General features: G+C 68.1%; 16 protein-coding genes. 4 read left to right on the plus strand and 12 right to left on the minus strand.

All coding sequences use genetic code 11. The annotated features are described in order from the left end of the window. Nucleotide 1: 1 nt before the first annotated feature. Nucleotides 2–394 (minus strand): universal stress protein, encoded by a 393-nt coding sequence (locus tag IEX49_RS13915; RefSeq protein ID WP_188806766.1) that lies wholly within the window; start codon nucleotides 392–394, stop codon nucleotides 2–4. A gap of 134 nt (nucleotides 395–528) precedes the next feature. On the opposite strand from IEX49_RS13915, the gene IEX49_RS13920 reads away from it, so the two are divergent. From IEX49_RS13920 to IEX49_RS13935, 4 genes are all read left to right on the plus strand, one after another. Further along, complete coding sequence (locus IEX49_RS13920; RefSeq protein ID WP_229672718.1) at nucleotides 529–1,539, plus strand: Bug family tripartite tricarboxylate transporter substrate binding protein; 1,011 nt, start codon at nucleotides 529–531, stop codon at nucleotides 1,537–1,539. After that, nucleotides 1,536–2,141, plus strand: coding sequence for a tripartite tricarboxylate transporter TctB family protein (locus IEX49_RS13925; RefSeq protein ID WP_229672720.1), 606 nt, complete (start codon nucleotides 1,536–1,538; stop codon nucleotides 2,139–2,141). Before IEX49_RS13920 ends, IEX49_RS13925 begins: the two co-directional genes overlap by 4 nt. 1 nt (nucleotide 2,142) lies before the next feature. Next, nucleotides 2,143–3,648 carry a tripartite tricarboxylate transporter permease gene (locus tag IEX49_RS13930; protein ID WP_188806767.1) on the plus strand — a complete coding sequence of 502 codons (1,506 nt, stop codon included), beginning with the start codon at nucleotides 2,143–2,145 and terminating at the stop codon, nucleotides 3,646–3,648. Between the two features lie 209 nt (nucleotides 3,649–3,857). Continuing rightward, nucleotides 3,858–4,913 carry a GTP-binding protein gene (locus tag IEX49_RS13935; protein ID WP_188806768.1) on the plus strand — a complete coding sequence of 352 codons (1,056 nt, stop codon included), beginning with the start codon at nucleotides 3,858–3,860 and terminating at the stop codon, nucleotides 4,911–4,913. Between the two features lie 16 nt (nucleotides 4,914–4,929). On the opposite strand, the gene IEX49_RS13940 is transcribed toward IEX49_RS13935, so the two are convergent. The 11 genes from IEX49_RS13940 to IEX49_RS13990 all read right to left on the minus strand — a co-directional run bounded on the left by IEX49_RS13940 (nucleotide 4,930) and on the right by IEX49_RS13990 (nucleotide 16,840). Next, nucleotides 4,930–5,991, minus strand: a complete 1,062-nt coding sequence (locus IEX49_RS13940; protein ID WP_229672722.1) for a zinc-binding dehydrogenase — start codon at nucleotides 5,989–5,991, stop codon at nucleotides 4,930–4,932. Nucleotides 5,992–6,056: 65 nt separating this feature from the next. Continuing rightward, the gene (locus tag IEX49_RS13945) at nucleotides 6,057–6,500 is read right to left on the minus strand and encodes an aconitase X swivel domain-containing protein (protein ID WP_188806769.1); all 444 of its coding nucleotides are present in this window, start codon (nucleotides 6,498–6,500) and stop codon (nucleotides 6,057–6,059) included. Beyond that, nucleotides 6,497–7,777, minus strand: coding sequence for an aconitase X (locus tag IEX49_RS13950; RefSeq protein ID WP_188806770.1), 1,281 nt, complete (start codon nucleotides 7,775–7,777; stop codon nucleotides 6,497–6,499). Before IEX49_RS13950 ends, IEX49_RS13945 begins: the two co-directional genes overlap by 4 nt. Beyond that, nucleotides 7,764–9,149 carry an FAD-dependent oxidoreductase gene (locus tag IEX49_RS13955; protein ID WP_188806771.1) on the minus strand — a complete coding sequence of 462 codons (1,386 nt, stop codon included), beginning with the start codon at nucleotides 9,147–9,149 and terminating at the stop codon, nucleotides 7,764–7,766. Before IEX49_RS13955 ends, IEX49_RS13950 begins: the two co-directional genes overlap by 14 nt. Further along, nucleotides 9,149–10,864: a dihydroxy-acid dehydratase gene (locus IEX49_RS13960; protein ID WP_188806772.1), complete on the minus strand. Its 1,716-nt coding sequence runs from the start codon at nucleotides 10,862–10,864 to the stop codon at nucleotides 9,149–9,151. The genes IEX49_RS13955 and IEX49_RS13960 overlap by 1 nt, the downstream gene beginning before the upstream one ends. Further along, entirely contained in the window at nucleotides 10,865–11,659 is a 795-nt protein-coding gene (locus IEX49_RS13965) for an ABC transporter permease (protein WP_188806773.1), read from the minus strand. Beyond that, the gene (locus tag IEX49_RS13970; RefSeq protein ID WP_188806774.1) at nucleotides 11,649–12,497 is read right to left on the minus strand and encodes an ABC transporter ATP-binding protein; all 849 of its coding nucleotides are present in this window, start codon (nucleotides 12,495–12,497) and stop codon (nucleotides 11,649–11,651) included. The genes IEX49_RS13965 and IEX49_RS13970 overlap by 11 nt, the downstream gene beginning before the upstream one ends. A 26-nt stretch (nucleotides 12,498–12,523) precedes the next feature. Then, nucleotides 12,524–13,597, minus strand: coding sequence for an ABC transporter substrate-binding protein (locus IEX49_RS13975; protein WP_229672724.1), 1,074 nt, complete (start codon nucleotides 13,595–13,597; stop codon nucleotides 12,524–12,526). 110 nt (nucleotides 13,598–13,707) lie between these two features. Beyond that, complete coding sequence (locus IEX49_RS13980; protein WP_188806775.1) at nucleotides 13,708–14,436, minus strand: IclR family transcriptional regulator; 729 nt, start codon at nucleotides 14,434–14,436, stop codon at nucleotides 13,708–13,710. A gap of 120 nt (nucleotides 14,437–14,556) precedes the next feature. Beyond that, the gene (gene mftD / locus IEX49_RS13985; RefSeq protein ID WP_188806776.1) at nucleotides 14,557–15,837 is read right to left on the minus strand and encodes a pre-mycofactocin synthase MftD; all 1,281 of its coding nucleotides are present in this window, start codon (nucleotides 15,835–15,837) and stop codon (nucleotides 14,557–14,559) included. Between the two features lie 55 nt (nucleotides 15,838–15,892). Then, nucleotides 15,893–16,840, minus strand: coding sequence for a vWA domain-containing protein (locus tag IEX49_RS13990; RefSeq protein ID WP_229672725.1), 948 nt, complete (start codon nucleotides 16,838–16,840; stop codon nucleotides 15,893–15,895). Between the last annotated feature and the right edge of the window lie 18 nt (nucleotides 16,841–16,858).

Here is a 16,858-nt window from a genome sequence, read left to right on the forward strand (position 1 = left end):
GTCAGGAACCCTTCGGGACCTTGACCGCGATCACCGGGACGGATGCGCCCAGCAGGATCTCCTGGGCGTTCGAGCCGAGCAGCAGCTTGCCCACCGGACTGCGGTGCTTGATACCGACCACGATCACGGACGCGTTCAGTTCCTCGGCCACATCCAGCAGATCACCGGCGGCATCCCGGCTGCGGGCATCCGGCTGACGGTGCGTGATGGCGAGACCTGCCGGCGCCGGGTCGCCGGCCAGACCGGCGTCGGGGTCCAGGGCTCCGGACCCAGCCGCGCCGCCGTCGAGGTCGAAGACGATGAGGTCCTCCCCACGGCGCGTGGCCTCAGCCACCGCGAAGTCCACCGCAGCCCGGCCCTCCGGGCTGCCCGTCCGCCCCACCAATACCGACATGCCGACTCCCTCCGGTGTGCGGACGCGTCACCACGACGCTCCCGCCCTTCGTCCATGACTGTGACTCAGGATACATTTCCCTGTAGACCAGGGGAGCACCAGCCCGTGAGCCAGTCCAGAGGGGGACATCCAGCATGGCAGCTGACCACCACGCCACACCCGGTAGACCCGGCGCCGGCATGATCATCTATGGCGTGATAGCAGCCCTGGTGATCGGGACGGCGTCGTTCTTCTCGATCCAGTCGGCCACGGCCGGGGCGGACCTGCGCAGCAACCTGACCCTGATCGCGCCGGCGGGCGCCGGCGGCGGCTGGGATGGGTTCACCCGCTCCCAGCAGTCCGCGATGCGCGTCAACGGGATCGTCAACAACGCCCAGGTCGTCAACATCCCGGGCGCCGGCGGAACCATCGGCCTCGGCCGGTTCAGCACCATGCACGGACAGGCGGACACCCTCATGGCCACCGGCTCGGTGATGCTCGGGGGGATCGAACTGAACAACTCCCCCGTGGACCTCTCGGACGTGCGGCCCATCGCCCGGCTCTCGGACGACTTCGATGCGATCGTCGTCCCGGCCGATTCGCCCTACGAGACGATCGACGACCTGGTGGCGGACTGGAGGAAGGACCCAGCCTCATTCCCGTGGACCGGCGGCTCGGTCGGCTCCATCGATCACCTGATCATCGCCGAGCTGGCCCTGGAGGCCGGCATCGACCCGGCCGAGATCACCTACATCCCGAAGACCTCCGGCGGCGAGGCGATCCAGACCATCGCCTCCGGCACCGCGAAGGCGGCGACCTCCGGATACAACGAGTTCGCGGATCAGATCGAGGCGGGCCGGATCAGGGCCCTGGGCATCTCCAGTCCTGAGCGGCTCGATGGCGTGGACGTCCCCACCATCACCGAGCAGGGGTATGACGTGGTCATGGCCAATTGGCGCGGCATGCTCGCCGCCCCGGGCATCACCGATGAGCAGTTCGAGGAGCTCGAGGCCATCGTCACGGAGACGTCCCAGACACCCGAGTGGCGTCAGGCCCTCGAGGACAACCAGTGGACCGACTCCTTCATGACCGGCGAGGAGTTCGAACAGTTCATTGCCGAGGACCAGGAGAAGATCGCCGCCCTGATCGAGGAGTTGGACCTGTGAGCCAGTCCCAGCCCACCGCCCCCTCCCACCCCGTGGGCGACGCCGGCCCCGCCACCGCCCGAGGCTGGTGGCACGGACGCAGCGGCCTCTTCCTCGCCGCCTTCATGGCGGCCTTCTCCACCTACCTGCTGGTCGGCGTCCTCACCATGGCCGTCCCGGACGGCGCCGACGCCCCTGGCCCGCAGTTCGTCCCCCTGATCATCGCGGTGGCCGGGTACATCCTCGCCGCCCTGCTGGCCGTCCACTACATCCGCACACCCGAGCCGGCGGTCACCCCCACCTTCACCGCCGAGGACGATGCGACCGATGAGGAGCGGCGCGCGGCAGAGGCCGCCGCCACCGTGCAGTACCGGACCTTCTCAGACTGGTATGCGGTGGGCTGGAGCGTCGCCGGGTTCCTGGCCTTCGCACTGCTGCTGAACGTGCTCGGCTGGATCCTCGGAGCGGCGCTGCTCTTCTGGTGCGTGGCTCACGGGATCGGCAGCCGCCGCCACCTCTTCGACGCCAGCCTGGGCCTACTGCTGAGCAGTTTCATCTACCTGGCCTTCGACGTGGGACTGGGCCTGTCCCTGCCCTCCGGCCTGCTGGGAGGGGTGTTCTGAGATGGAATCCATCATGAACCTCATGGACGGTTTCGGCTCGGCGCTCTCTCCCATGAACCTCCTGTGGGTCATCGTCGGCTGCCTGCTCGGCACCGCGGTCGGAGTACTGCCCGGACTGGGCTCCTCCATGGCCGTGGCCTTGCTGTTACCCATGACCTTCGCCTTGGACCCCACGGGTGCCTTCATCATGTTCGCCGGCGTCTACTTCGGTGGACTCTTCGGCGATTCCACCATGGCCATCCTCATGAACACCCCGGGCCAGGCCTCGGCCATCGCCTCCACGTTCGAGGGGCATCGCATGGCGAAGGCCGGGCGGGCACCCCAGGCCCTGGCCACCGCCGCCATCGGCGCTTTCATCGGCGGCATGATCGGCTCCATCGTGGTGGTCTTCCTGGCCCCGGCACTGGCCGACTTCTCGGCCAACTTCGGCCCCCAGGAGTTCTTCGCCCTGGCCCTGTTCGCCTTCGTGGCCACGTCCTCCGTGGTAGCCGACTCGATCCTGAAGGGCCTGTGCTCGCTGATCATCGGACTGGGCATCGCCGTGGTCGGCATTGACCAGACCTCGGGGGCCGAGCGGTTCAGCTTCGGGGTCCCCCAGCTCTTCGACGGCATCTCCCTGGTGACCGTGACCGTCGCGATCCTGGCCCTCGGCGAGGTCTTCCATATCGCCTCGAGGGTGCGCCGCGATCCCACCAACCGCGTCATCCAGGCCAAGGGCCGGCCGTTCCTGTCCGGTCGGGAGTTCCGCGAGGCCCTCCCTGCCTGGCTCCGAGGTACCGGCATCGGCCTGCCCTTCGGCGTCATCCCGGCCGGTGGAGCAGATGTCCCGACCTTCGTGGCCTACGGCCTGGAGCGTCAGCTCGACCGTCGGCGCAGGAAGCCCCAGTTCGGCAAGGGGGCCATCCGTGGACTCGCTGCCCCGGAGGCCGCCGGCAATGCCACTACGGGTACCGCCATGGGTGCGCTGCTGTCCCTGGGCCTGCCCATCTCCGCCACCGCAGCCATCATGCTCGCCGCCTTCGAGCAGTACGGATTGCAACCCGGACCGCTGATGTTCGACCGGTCACCCGATCTGGTCTGGGCGTTGCTGGCCAGTTTCTTCATCGCGATGATTGTGCTACTGATCCTCAACCTGCCCTTCGCGCCGCTCTGGGCCAAGCTGCTGGCGATCCCCCGCCCCTATCTCTACGCCGGGATCACGGTCTTCTGCGGCATGGGCGTCTACGCGACCTCGGGTTCCACCTTCGATCTGCTGATGCTCTTGGGCATCGGCCTGCTGGGTTTCGCGCTGCGCCGGTTCGGCGTGCCGCTGGCCCCGCTGATGATCGGCATGGTCCTCGGCCCCCTGTTCGAGACGAGCATGCGGGACGCCCTGGCCAGCTCCAACCAGAGCTACGGAGTCTTCGTCGATGGACCGATCCCCGTGGCCATCTACACGCTCCTCGCCCTATCCCTGGTGATCTCCATCGTGGGCCGCGTCCGGTCAACGGCACGGAAGGACACCTGACCACCGCGTCCCTGTGTGACGTGGGAAGCGGTATGAGTTCGCACTCCACACGGAGAAGAGTTTAGGTTAGGCTTACCTTACATACTGGAAGTGAGCCGTTCCCAGACCACCGAGCACCTGAAACGCCCCACTCACGACGCCGGAAGTGCAGTCCCAGCGGACCAGGCCACCGGACGTGGTGCCGGGCGCGCCGAAAGGGAAAAGTCATCATGATCTCACAGGACAACGCACGGCCTTCGGCCGGTGTGCCCATGCTCGCCGTGGTGGGCACGCGCCCGGACGCGCGGCTGGAGTACGCCACGGAGCTGGCCCGAATCCTGAACCGGCAGCTGGTGACCTCCTTTCAGCTGCGGGCGGCCGAGGAGCCCGTGGCCGAGGCCAGTCGGCTGACTGCCGCAGTAAAGGCGCCGGCCGGTGCCGTGGTGGAGATCCCCGATCGGGTGTCTACGGCAGATCTCGCCGCCGAACTGTCCTCGCCCGTGTCCGCCACGCGGCTGGAGGGTGTGATCTGCGTGGTGGACGCCGCTCACGGCGTGCAGGACCTGTTCCGCGAGGACTACCTGGTCCCCCGGAGCGGTCACCCCTCCACCGCCACGGCCCGGTCCCTCGTGTCCATCACGCACGTGGAATACGCCTCCCTGATCGTCCTGGTCAACTGGGAGGACGTCGCCACGGACGAGCTCCGCACCCTGTTAGCGCTGCTCCACCATCTCAGTCCGCTGGCGCGGATACGCCTGCTGGAGGACCTGGCAGACATGGGGCACACCCTGCCGGATCTGCCTGCGATCCCCGGATATGACGCTCACCTGGACCGCCCCGGTTGGACGAAGCTGCTGGCCCGCGGTTTCGAGACCTTCATCCACGATGACCGCGTGACGGCCCTCCACTACGACTGCGCCCGGCCGTTCCATCCCGTGCGGATGCATGAGCTGGTCCACGAGCTGATGTCCCCGGAGCGGTTCGGTACCGTGGTCCGCTCCGCCGGCTACTGCCGGGTGGCCAGCAGCGCCAACGTCACCGGGCATTGGAACCACGTGGGCAAGGTGATGGCGCTCAGCCCGGTCAGCCTCGACGACGACCTTGAGCTGTTGCTGGACCCCTGGGCGGACACGGACCCGCTGACCGTCGGCCAGAACCTGGCCTTCATCGGCCTGGACCTGGACCGCGAGGGGCTGATCAACGCCCTCGACCGGGCCGTGCTGACGGACGAGGAGTTCCTCGCAGGACCCTCCGCGTGGGCAGAACAGGTGAAGCGGCTTCGGTAGCTTTGGATTCCCTGGCTCAGGGAACCAGCATCACCTTGAGGGCCTCACGGGCGTCCATGGCGGCGTAGGCGGCCGGTGCCTGCGTGAGCGGCATGGTGACGTCGAAGACACGCCCGGGGTTGATCTCCCCGGCGACGACCTGGGCCGTGGCGGACTCGAGGTAGCGGCGCACGGGAGCCGTTCCTCCCGTCAGCGTGATGTTGTTCAAGAACAGGCTGCCGCCGATCGGGGCCTCCCGGTACTGGGGGACGCCCACGCGGGAGATCGTCCCGCCGGCGCGCACCACCCCGACCGCCTGCTCGTAGGCCGGGCGGTGGCCCACGGCCTCGAGCACCACATGTGAACCGTGGCCATCCGTGAGATCCCGCACCAGCCCGATCCCCTCCTGACCACGTTCAGCCACGACGTCCGTGGCGCCGAACTCGCGGCCGAGGTCCGTGCGCGAGGCGTGCCGGCCCATGAGGATGATCCGGTCGGCACCGAGCTGGCGGGACGCCAGGACGGCGGAGAGCCCCACGGCACCGTCACCGATCACGGTCACGGTCTGCCCGGGGCCCACCCGGCCCATCGTCGCGGCGTGGTATCCGGTCAGGTAGACGTCGGAGAGACTCAGCAGGCTCGCGAGCAGCTCCTCAGAGCCGTTGCCCGTCTCATCGACGGCAGAACCGTCGGCGGCTCGGACCGCCACCAGGGTGCCGTCGGCGAGCGGGACGCGGACAAACTCGGATTGCAGGCCGATCCCCTGGCCACCGAAGAACCCGCCATGCAGGCAGGAGACGTGGAATCCCTCGCGGCAGAACTCGCAGGTGTTGTCCTGGTAGGTGAAGGAGGAGATCACCAGGTCGCCCGGGCGCAGCGAGGTCACGGCCGCGCCGATCTCCTCCACCACGCCCATGGCCTCGTGGCCCATCGGGCTGCCCTGCTCCGAGGCCTCCATCGAGTGATAGGGATGCAGGTCCGAGCCGCACACGCAGGAGCGCACCGTGCGGATGACGGCGTCCGTCGGCTCGATCAGCCTCGGGTCGGGAATGGTCTCGACGCGGACGTCTCCGGCACCGTACATGAAGGTCGCTTTCATACCTCCCACGCTACCGGCAGTCTCCCGTCCGAGCGTCCTGGTCGCCGGCCAACCGTCGTGAGGCCCTACCCCACGATGGTGACGGTTCCCGCGTCCCCATCCACCTCCACGATGTCGCCGGTGCGGATGACCTGGACCGGGTCACGGTCGAACTCGCTGACGGTGGGGACACGGGTCACGACGGCGCCGAGCACGGCCTTGGTGGTCACCGTGGTGAACACCATCGCTGCCGGGGCCGTTCCAAGCAACCGTGTGCTCTGGAAGAAGCCCGACCACCCGGACGAGCCCTTGGCCCCGGGGAAGACCAGGACCTTGCCGGTGAAGCACACCCCGCACAAGGCGTGGCGCCGCTCGATGATGGTGCCCTGGGCCGGGTCGATGCCGCCCCACCCGGAGATGGTCTCCGGGGAGACGAGGGCCTCAGCCCGGACGATTCCGGGAACGATACCCCTTCCTCTCAACACCGTTCCCCGTGCTACGGCGCGGGCTTCTGTGGAGGGCACGCTCATGACAGCTCTCCTTTCCAGGTCCCGGTGATCGCGGCCTGAACGCAGTCGGCCGTGGTGCCGAACCAGGCCTCGATCCCGAGGATGGCGGGCAGATAGTGGGCTTGCTTGGCACTGTCGGTGGCGAAGACCCGCGTGCCCTTCGGCGCTGTGCGGGACATGGCCGGACAGGAGTCCGTCAGGAGGCGCCCACCGGCACGGTGGATGACCTCTGTGTAGCCGTTGCGGTCAGCCACGGCCCGCAAGGCTCGCGGCGTCATGATCCACAGCTCCGTCCCGGGATGCAGGGTCCGCCCGTCCAGCAGCGCGGCGATCTCCCCCAATTGGTCCAGGGAGGCATGGGGACAGCCCAGCAGCACGAAGTCGACGTCCTCGGTGTCCCCCTGGTTGTTGAGCAGTTCGTACATCTGGCGTCGATCCGACGCGGTGAACGCGACGGGTTCCGGGACCTCGTGCGGACCGAAGGCAGCCTCCACCGAGGGCGCCTCCGGCGTGACACCGGGCAGGTGGAAGATCTCCACACCCCCGGTAGTCGCCAGGGCCGCCCCGAGATGCTTCAGGTCGGCCTGGCTGGGCAGGCCCAGCTCGCCCGTCAGGACAGGCCGCTCCTCCTGGACCACGTGCCCCGCGAAGTACCCGAACAGTCCCCAGTCCAGGAAGGAGTCGATGGGCACGTCCGCCCGGATCAGGTGGGATCCGTGGCGGTTCTCATCCAGGTGGTTGCCCCAATAGGGGATGCGGCCGGTCAGGCCGGCCGCTCCCGTGGACGCAGTGCCCTCGCAGTTGGACTTGGCTCCGATGACCGAGTTCGCGTAGACCACCGCCGAGGATTCCATCCAGGCGATGTGCTCTCCCCGCACGGGCAGGTTGCCCACCTGGTAGGGCGTGCACGTGGCCAGGATGTTGATGCCCCGGTCACTGGCGAAGGCCTCGGCGTCGGCCTGCAACTCCACCAGGTGGGGGTTGTAGGGGGTGATGTTGAGGGCATCGGCACTGAATCCGTGCTGCAATTGGCACGTGGGGACCCGCATCTTCGGGATCTCGATCTCGTCGTCGCAGTCGAGGTTGATGACGGCATACGCCTTGTTCCAGCCGCCCTCGGCGGCGATCTTCTCCTTCGCAGGCGTGGGTTGGGTGGAGGTTCCGGCCACATTGCGGACACTGCACAGCCTCTCGGCCCCCAGTCCCTCCCCGTAGCGGACCAGCAGGTCCATGGCCGCCGCCACGGCGTCACCGTCCCGCCCGTCCCGCATGGCCCGGTCGTCGTCAGTGAGCAGCATGGAGGGGCTCCTTTTCTTCGTCTTTCTCCTCATGACGGTCGCTGGCTGGCACCCCGGCCGGAACCGCGCCGTCCCCGGCCTCGTCCGGACCGATATTGGCCCGGAGGCGTTCGCGCAACTGGGCCCGGTCGATCTCGGCCACAGGACCGCCGTCGGCCAGGTCGAGCGCGTGGGCCGCGGCCTCCCCCATGGCTGCACAGGGACCCATCACGCGGATGCTGGAGAGGGCGGCTGCGTCGCCGTCCACGCACCGTCCGGCAGCCAACAGGTTGACGGCACCTCGGGGGGTGATGCTGCCCAGGGGCACATAGTGCACGTGATCGCCGTCGAATTGCTCCCAGACGTACCCCTCGGGCTGGTCATGCAGCTCGATGGGCCAGGAGGTCCGGGCGATCGCGTCCTCGAACCGGAACCCTGAGCGCACCTCGTGTTCGGTGAGCTGGTGCTCACCGGCAATCCATCGTGTCTGGCGCCGGCCCGGAAGACCGTAGAAGCGGACGGAGGCCTGGCCGAAGGCCGCCGGATGGTGGTCCCGGAGGAATTGGATGACGCGATCGGCCTGATCCTTGCCGCGCAGTTGGGCCTCAGCGGCCCCCACAGCCTCAAGAGGGGATTCGATATGGGTCATGTTCAGCACCGCCGTGTCCCGGCCGGGGAAGAAGAAGGCCAGCCCGTCCCGACGGATCAGCCCGTATTCGTCGGCATGGTCGTACACGCTCTGGGCCAGGTCCTGAGGATCCGGCGCGGCTGAGGGGACGAGCCCCTCGACGCGCACCTGCTGCGATCCCCAGATGGTCCGTTCCGGGACCCGGCATTCGAGGCCGGCTTCCCAGGTCAGCGCCGCGTCTCCGGAGGCGTCGATGAAGGAATCCGCCTCGACCTTCAGCAGTCCGTAGCGGGTTGCGAACGTCACTGACCGCAGGTGACCGGCGTCGTTGTCCACCGAGAGGATGGAGGCTCCAGTCACGGGAACCACTCCCGACTGGACGATCTCGCGTTCCATCCAGCGGCCCACGGCGTGCTCGTCATAGTTCACCGTGATGGTGTGGCGGTGGTTGTAGGAGAGATCGCCCGTCTTCTCCAGGTCGGGGAACATCCGGTCGAAGAGGCCGTGCGTGAGCTGGCGGTATTCCGGCCCGTTGCCGTAGACCCCGCAGAACAGTCCGATCAGGGAGTTCGCGCACTGTCCGCCCAGCATGGGCAGGGCATCCACGAGGATCACCCGCCGGCCCAGACCCGCCGCGGTCAGGGCGGCGGAGACGCCGGCGATGCCGGCGCCGACGACGCAGAGGTCTCCGCGCAGTTCCTCCAGCGGTCCGCTCGGTGGTTTCGTGATGGTGTGGATCTTCACGTCGGTCAGCTTGTGGGGCATCAGGAGTCCTTGGCGTAGTGGTGGTGCTGCAGTGCGGGGGCGGTCTCAGGGACCAGGGTGGCGCCGCGTTCGAGCGGCGTGACGGTCCGGGCGTAGACGCCCAGCCACCCCTCGGTCGTGGTGGGCTCGCGGGCCGGCTGGGTCAACCGGCGTCGCTCGAGCTCCTCGCCGGAGACAAGCAGGTCCACGCTCCTGGCCGGGATGTCGGCTCGGATCGGGTCGCCGTCGTGGACCAGCCCGAGGGGGCCCTCCAGGGCTCCTTCCGGCTTGACCTCGCCGACGACGATGCCCTGGTTCACGAGCCCGGAGAGCTGGCCGTCGGTCACCACGGCCACCTGACCGGTGAGTCCGGCGCCGTTGAGGGCGAACACGACATTGGAAGCCATACCCATCCCCGGTGTTCCGGAGGGACCCAGGCCGCGCAGGACCAGAACGGTCCCCGCCTCGACCTGATGTGTGTTGATGGCCGCGATGGCCTCTGCCGCGTCCTCGAAGACCCGGGCAGGGCCCTCGAAGCTGTCCTGGCGGCGCTCGGTGGCGGAGAGCTTGACGATCGAACCGGCCGGCGCCAGGGACCCGTACAAGATCTGGATGGTGGCGTGTGTGGCGCGAGGCTCATGCAGGGGGTGGATGACACTCGCGTCCGGCTCCGGTGCCCGTTGCAGGACCTCGCCCAGCGTTCGCCCGCCGATGGTGGCGACCTCGAGGTCCAGGACGGGCTGCAGTTGCGAGAGGACGCCGAGTGCTCCCCCGGCGGCCTCCAGGTCTTCGATGCTGTCCGGGCCACTCGGCCGGATGGCCGTGAGTGGACCCACCTCGCGGCCGAGCTCGGCGAACAGTGCACTGATGTCCACGTCCACACCGGATTCCACCGCGATGGCCTGCAGGTGCTTGACGCTGTTGATCGATCCACTCACGGCCAGCACGGCCGCGACGGCGTTGCGGAAGGCGCCCGGGGTCAGGATGTCCCGGGGACGACGCTGGGTCAGCACCGCCTCGACGATGGTCCGGGCGGAGGCACGTGCGTTCTCCCACATCGCAGTGCTGTTGGCCGCCACGGGTGCCGATCCCGGCAGGCTCATGCCGAGTGCCTCGGCCATGATGTGCATGGTGTTGGCGGTTCCCATGCCGGTACAGACGCCGGGGCCGGCGATGGCCCGGTCGCTGATCGTGCAGAGGTCCTCGATGGTGATGCCTCCGGTGGCCACGTGGCCGGCCTTCAGGAAGACCTCCTCGATGTCCGCGGGCTCGCCGTTGTCCAGGATTCCGCAGGGCTGGTATCCGCAGGGCACCACGATGGTGGGCACGTTGATCCGTCCGGCCGCCATCAGCTGGCCCGGTGTCGTCTTGTCGCACGAGGCCAGGCAGATCATGCCGTCCAGTTGGCTGCCCTCCACGGCCGCTTCGATGTCATTGGCCAGGAGGTCCCGGCTGGACAGGACGTAGCCGCCTCGGCCCCCGGCGGCCATGATGAAGTCGGTGGGTGCCACCGTCCGGATCTCGAAGCCCACAGCTCCGGCCTCCCGGATGGCCTCGACCACCTGGTCGGCGATGGCGTCGAGATGGCTGAAGCAGGGTGAGAGTTTCGAGGAGGAGTTGACCACGGCGATCTTCGGCTTGACCACATCCTCGTCGCTCAGGCCGAGTGCCTTCCATTGCGTCCGGCGGGTCGCCCACCGGGGAGAGCCGACGGGGAAGTTGCTGCGCAGTTCCATTCAGCCCACGTCCTTTCGCCCATAGACGGATTCGTGCCAGGGGATCGCCACGCGCTTGAAGGAGGTCACGATGAAGTACATGATCAGCCCCACGGTCGCCAGCATCAGGATGACCGCGAACAACGCCGGTGCATTGAGTTCGTTGAGGGTCTTCACCACCATGTAGCCCAGCCCCTCGTTGCCACCCAGGTACTCTCCGACGATGGTGCCGATCACCGCCAGCACGATGGCCGTCTCCATGCCGGCGAAGACGTGCGGCATCATGCTCTTGTACTCCAGGTGCCGGAAGGTCTGCCACCGGCTGGCGTTGATGCTCTGCATCAGGTCTCGGTGCCCCCGTTCCACGGAGCGCACGCCCAGCAGGACGTTGAGCATGACGGGGAAGAAGGCCAGGAGGCCGGCGATGATGACCTTGGTGGTCATGCCGAACCCGAACCAGATGACGAACAGCGGGATGAGGGCGACCTTCGGCACCACCTCCAGTGCGATGATCAAGGGCCTGACGCTGGCTTCCACCAACGGCAGCTTCCCCAGAACGACCCCGACGAGGACGCCCGCCAGGACGCCGGCCACGAAGCCGAGGACGATCTCGATGACGGTCACCCGCACGTTGTCCCAGGTGGTGGGCTGGGCGAGGAGTTCGCCGAGGTTCTCGAAGATCATGGTCGGCGGAGGCAGGATGAGCGGCGAGACATCCAACGCCTTGACGCTCAGCTCCCAGATCACGAACAGCACCACGAGGAGTCCGGGAGTGGTGATCCACGGAAGGACCTTCAGCAGTTTCTTACGATTCATGGTCGTCCTCTTCGTTCAGTGAGGTGTGCAGGTTCCCGACCAGCCCGTGGAAGGCGGCGTCCTTCTTGATCTCGAGTCCGCGGGGCCGGGCCAGGGGGACCTCGACGACGTCCTTGATGCGACCGGGGCGCGGGGTGAGGTGGACGACCCGATCCCCCAGGGCCACCGCCTCGTCGATGTCATGGGTGACGAAGACGACGGTGGCGCGGGTCGCCAGGGCGATGCGCTGGATCTCCATGTTCATCTTCTCCCGGGTCAGCGCGTCCAGGGCGCCGAACGGCTCGTCCATCAGGAGGAGCTCGGGGTTGTCACTGAGCGCCCGGGCGATGGCGACGCGCTGGCGCATGCCGCCGGACAGCTCGCGGGGATAGTTGGGGAGGAAGTTCTCCAGCCCCACCAGTGCGGCCAGTTCCCGGACCCGGTCCCGCCGCTCGTTCTTCTTGACCCCGCGCAGGCGCAGGGGCAGGGCGATGTTGTCCTCGATGTTGTACCAGGGGAAGAGATTCGAATCCTGGAACACGACGCCGAGACGGCGGATGACGGACGAGTCGACGGTCTCCTGGTGCCACAGGGCGCGTCCGCCGATCTCGACGTGGCCGGCGGTGGGCGGGACCAGTCCGGCCATGATGCGCAGCAGTGTCGTCTTGCCGCAGCCGGAACGGCCGATCAGGGAGACGAACTCCTCCTTGCGGATGTCCAGGTTGATGTCGGAGAGCGCGTGGGTGGTCCCGCGTTCGGTCTTGTAGGTCTTGCCGAGTCCGGAGACCCGGATCTCCGGACTCGGGTCGGGCGCCGCGGTCTCAGGCATTGCCACGGTGGGCTGGGTTTGCATGCTCATGGTTGCTCCTCGGGGATGGGCGGAACTCAGGAGGTGGGCAAGTAGCTGTTGTCCAGCCACTCCAACGGGTCCGAGCCGGCCTCGACCATCCCGGCAGCGACGAGCTCCTCGTACCCTTCGGCCCAGTAGCCCTCATCCGTGGTGAGCAGAGGCTGGGTGCCCTTCGCGGTCCAGAGATCCCTGCTCTGGCTCAGGGATTCCTTGGCGACGTCGTCGTCATCCAGGGACCCGAAGGAGTACTTCGACCGCATCGTCTCGATGACCGATTCCAGAGATTCGTCGTCGACGATCTCCTGGACGGCATCCCGGATGGCGGCCATGTAAGCCTTGATGTGTTCACCGTGCTCCTCCAGGGACTGCTGGGTGGCGGTGTAGATCTGGGAGTCGGCGCGCACGGCATCGCCGGCGTCGAAGGCCTGTGCCTCGCCCGCGAACTGCTGCTGGGTGACGATGGCCTGGTCGATACTGACCATGTACCCGGCGATGTCCCCGCGCTTGACCAATTCGAAGGTCCCGGGGCCCAGGCCGACGACCTGGCGTGCGACGTCGTCGGGGTTCAGGCCGGCCTTGTGCAGCATCAGGGACAGCGACTTGTCGCTGGTACCGCCCTCGGATGGCACGCCGATGGTCTTGCCGAGGAAGTCCCCGGGCTTCTCCAGCGGGTTCGCCGTGGAGTTGAGGATACGGATGGATGAGCCGCGCACGATGCTGCCGACATTGACGAGGGGCTGCCCGTCCGCAGCTGCGGTGATCAGGTCGATGGCCCCCACGCGGGTCAGCGGCCCCGCCCCGGCCACGAGCGTCTGGATGGCCTGGGGTGAGCCCTTGGTGGACTGGAACGTGACGTGGAGGCCGTGGTTCTCGAAGTGGCCGCCGGCGTCCGCCAACAGTTCGGGAGCGACCGAGAGGGTCTCCATCGGCAGGTAGCTCAGGTATGTGAACGGGGCGGTTCCGCCCTCACCGCCCCCCGCGGCACCGGAGGACGCGGTACCGCAGCTGGTGAGAAGGCCGGTCATGCCGAGTGCCGACAGTCCCAGTGTGCCGGCAAGGAAGCCGCGCCGGTTGACCTGAGAACGGACGAGTGGGGATTGCAGGGACATCGTTGACTCCTTGTTCGGATGGATCGCCGAACACGACTTTGCCAACGGGGGTGACGCGGCTCTACAGAGATCTCAGTCAGTGAGATCTGAGTCACAGCACGAGACGAAAACTACCGGTTCATCTGGACGTTCAGTGCCATTGACCTCGTGATGGCCAAGGCGGTCGTCTGAACGGCATGCGCCATGGTCTGTTCCTTCAGGCTCCCCAGGGGCGTGTTGACGGACAGGGCCGCGATGACCTGGCCATGGGTGTCACGGATCGGCGCCGCCACCGAGATGGCGTCCATGACGACCTGACGGTCACTGACGGCGAAGCCCCGTGACCTGATCGAGGCCAGCATCCGCCGCAGTTCCTGGGGACTGGTGACAGTCAAGGGCGTCCGCTGCTCCAGGCGGCCCGACAGGTAGTCCTCCTGAGTCTCCACGGGTGCGTGGGCCAGCAGCATCAATCCCACTGAGGTCAGATGCAGCGGATAATGGCTTCCGATGTAGGGGCGGGAGTTCCGCGCACGCCAATGTGACATCCGTTCGATGAAGACGGCTTGCGACCCCTCCCGCACTGCCAGGTGGACCGGGTGACCGGTGATGTCCATGAGGTCCTGCATGAACGGCAGTGCCGCCTGCTGCACCCCGCCGGACCGCGGCGCATGGGCAGCCACCTCCCACAGCCACAGGCCCACGTGATAGCGGTGCCCCTCGCCGATCTCCAGCACTCCCTCCTCGGCCAGGGAGCGCATGATCCGGTGGCAGGTGGAGGCCGGCAGCCCCGTCCGACGGCTGACCTCGGTGGCGGTCAGTTCCTCCGCGCCCCGCTCGAAGGCTCGGAGGATGGACGCCATCCTGGACAGCATGCTTCGTTGATCCTCGCCAGCCAGGGCTCCTCCTCCTCGTGTGCCTCTCATCACACGATAGTCGCCGAGGCGGATGGCCAGCGCCCAGGGTGGGGGCAGATCAGGAGGTCAGAAGCTCAGGGGTGGGCGGGTGGCTGGACCCAGCCCTCCGGCGGCCCCTTCGATGGCGGAGGAGCCGAGGGCCGGAGCACCCCAGACGTGGCCCTCGTCGCCTCCGGCGGTGATGGCGAATCCCGGCGGAATGAGCAGGTCCTGGGCGGAGATCTCGGACAGGGTCGCATGGCCGTTGCCCATCATGGCGGCCTTCAGGCCGTCCTTCATGATGTCCAGGACGTTCTCCACTCCGGCCTGCCCGTTGGCGCTCATGCCCCACAAGTAGGCCCGGCCGATCAGCACACCGCGGGCCCCCAGTGCCAGGGCCTTGTAGACGTGGGAGCCGCGGCGGATGCCGCCGTCGAGGTACACCTCGACGTCGTGACCGATGGCCTCCGCGACGGCGGGCAGCAGGCGGATGGTGGCCGGCGTCGTATCGAGGTTGTTGCCGCCGTGGTTGGACACGGAGACAGCGGTGACGCCAGCGTCCCGGGCGGCCTTGGCGTCGTCCACCCGGGTGATGCCCTTGACCATGAACGGCCCGTCCCACTGGCGGCGCAGCCAGGCGATGTCCTCCCAGGTCGGGATCTCGGTCTGGCGCCACCAGCCCATGGCCTCGAAGAACCCCGGTGCGGGCTCGCCCTTCGGCACGGCGTTCGGCACGGAGAGCTCCGGCGGACGCAATGTCCTGGCCCAGTCCAGGGCGTAGCCGAACTTGCCGCCCCGGATGATCTCCGGGGCGTACTTGAGGATGGCCTTGAGGTTCATCTCCTGCGGGATCTCCGGGCTGCCCCAGTCCCGGCCGTAGCCGTTCGTCCAGTCGAGGGTGATGATCAGGCCTGCCGCCCCGGCGTCCTTGGCACGCTGTGCGAGCGCCAGCATCTGGTCACGGCCTCCCGACCAGTACAGCTGGAAGAAGGTCCGGCCGGGGTTCTCCGGGATGACATCCTCCATGGCCTTGGAGGAGTATGCCCCGAGCCCCATGGCCGCGCCCCGGTTGTTCGCCGCCCGGGCGACCGCGATCTCACCGTCGGGATGAACGGCCTGGACCCCGGTGGGAGAGATCATCACCGGCGACTCGACGGGCACACCCATGATGGTGGTCCTGGTGTCCTGTGCGAGCGGGTTCCCAGTGATCTTTGGCGCGAAGCCGAGCTCGGCGAAGGCGTCGATGTTGTTCTGCACGGTCATGCCGCGCTCCGAACCGGCCACCAGGGCCATGTACACGGACGCCGGCAGGCGCTTCTTCGCGCGGCGCTGGGCCTCTGCCACGCTTTCGAACCACGGATTGGTCATGGTGATGCCGTCCTCACTGTTGGATGTCGTTGGTCGTTGTTGATCAGGGTGAATCTCATGGGCTCAGGATCCTGGACAGTGCCCGCGGCAGGTCCCGGAAGGTGCGCACGGTCTCCAGCCGTCCGCGCCCGAGCCGGGCCAGGTCGCGCCCCAGGTCCACGTCCTTCTCCCCCGAGGTGTCGAGGAGGACGTCCAGCCGAGGCAGGCTGGCGGCCGCAGCGCGCGGGTCCGGTCCGGCGTTGTGCACGCAGTCGGACAGCAGCAGCACACGGCCCTCGGCCGCGGGGGCCCTGGCCAGTTCGTCGCGCGCCAGGCGCAGCGGATGCTCCACATTGGTCAGCCCGCGTGCCGGGATGCGCACGAGCGTCTCGAGGATCCCGCCCGGAGTGCCAACCTGGCCCATCGGTACGATGCGGGCGGCATCGGACCAGAACGCGATCACGGCCAGATCGTCCCGGGCGAACTCCCCCACGATCGCGCCCACGGCAGCAGCGGCCGAGCGGACTCTCTCCCCGCGCATCGAGCCGGAGACATCGAGGAGGAGCACCATCGCCCGGCGTTGCCGGATGCGCTCGCGCACCACGATGTCCGAGGGCTCCGGGACCGGCCTGGCCACCAGGTTCTCGACCGTCGCCTCCAGGTCGATGTCCTCGGCACTGCCACGGAAGGGAAGTTGCTCCAGGTCGCCCAGCCCGCGCCGCGCCGTGGCCCGCCGCGGCGGCTGGGGAATCGCCAACGCCAGGGCGATCTCCCGTGCCCGGCGCAGCACCTCCCCGTCGGCGTGCTCGTCCAGGTCCTCCAGGTCGATGACCTGACTGTCCTCGCCGGTCTCCCCCGGCGCAGCTGTTCCCCTGACCCGAGCGGCGGTGGCGTCCTTGCCGGCTCCGCTGGCCGTCAACACCTGCCCTCCACCCTCGCCGGTCGCCGGCTCGAAGACCGTCGGGGCCTCCTCGAGCACCTTCGGCCTGCGACGCCGGCCCGGCGCCTTCTGCGACCGGCGCACGATCGGAGCGTCGTCCTC

Origin of the sequence: Citricoccus zhacaiensis, assembly GCF_014645315.1 — a bacterium.
Taxonomy (GTDB): domain Bacteria; phylum Actinomycetota; class Actinomycetes; order Actinomycetales; family Micrococcaceae; genus Citricoccus; species Citricoccus zhacaiensis.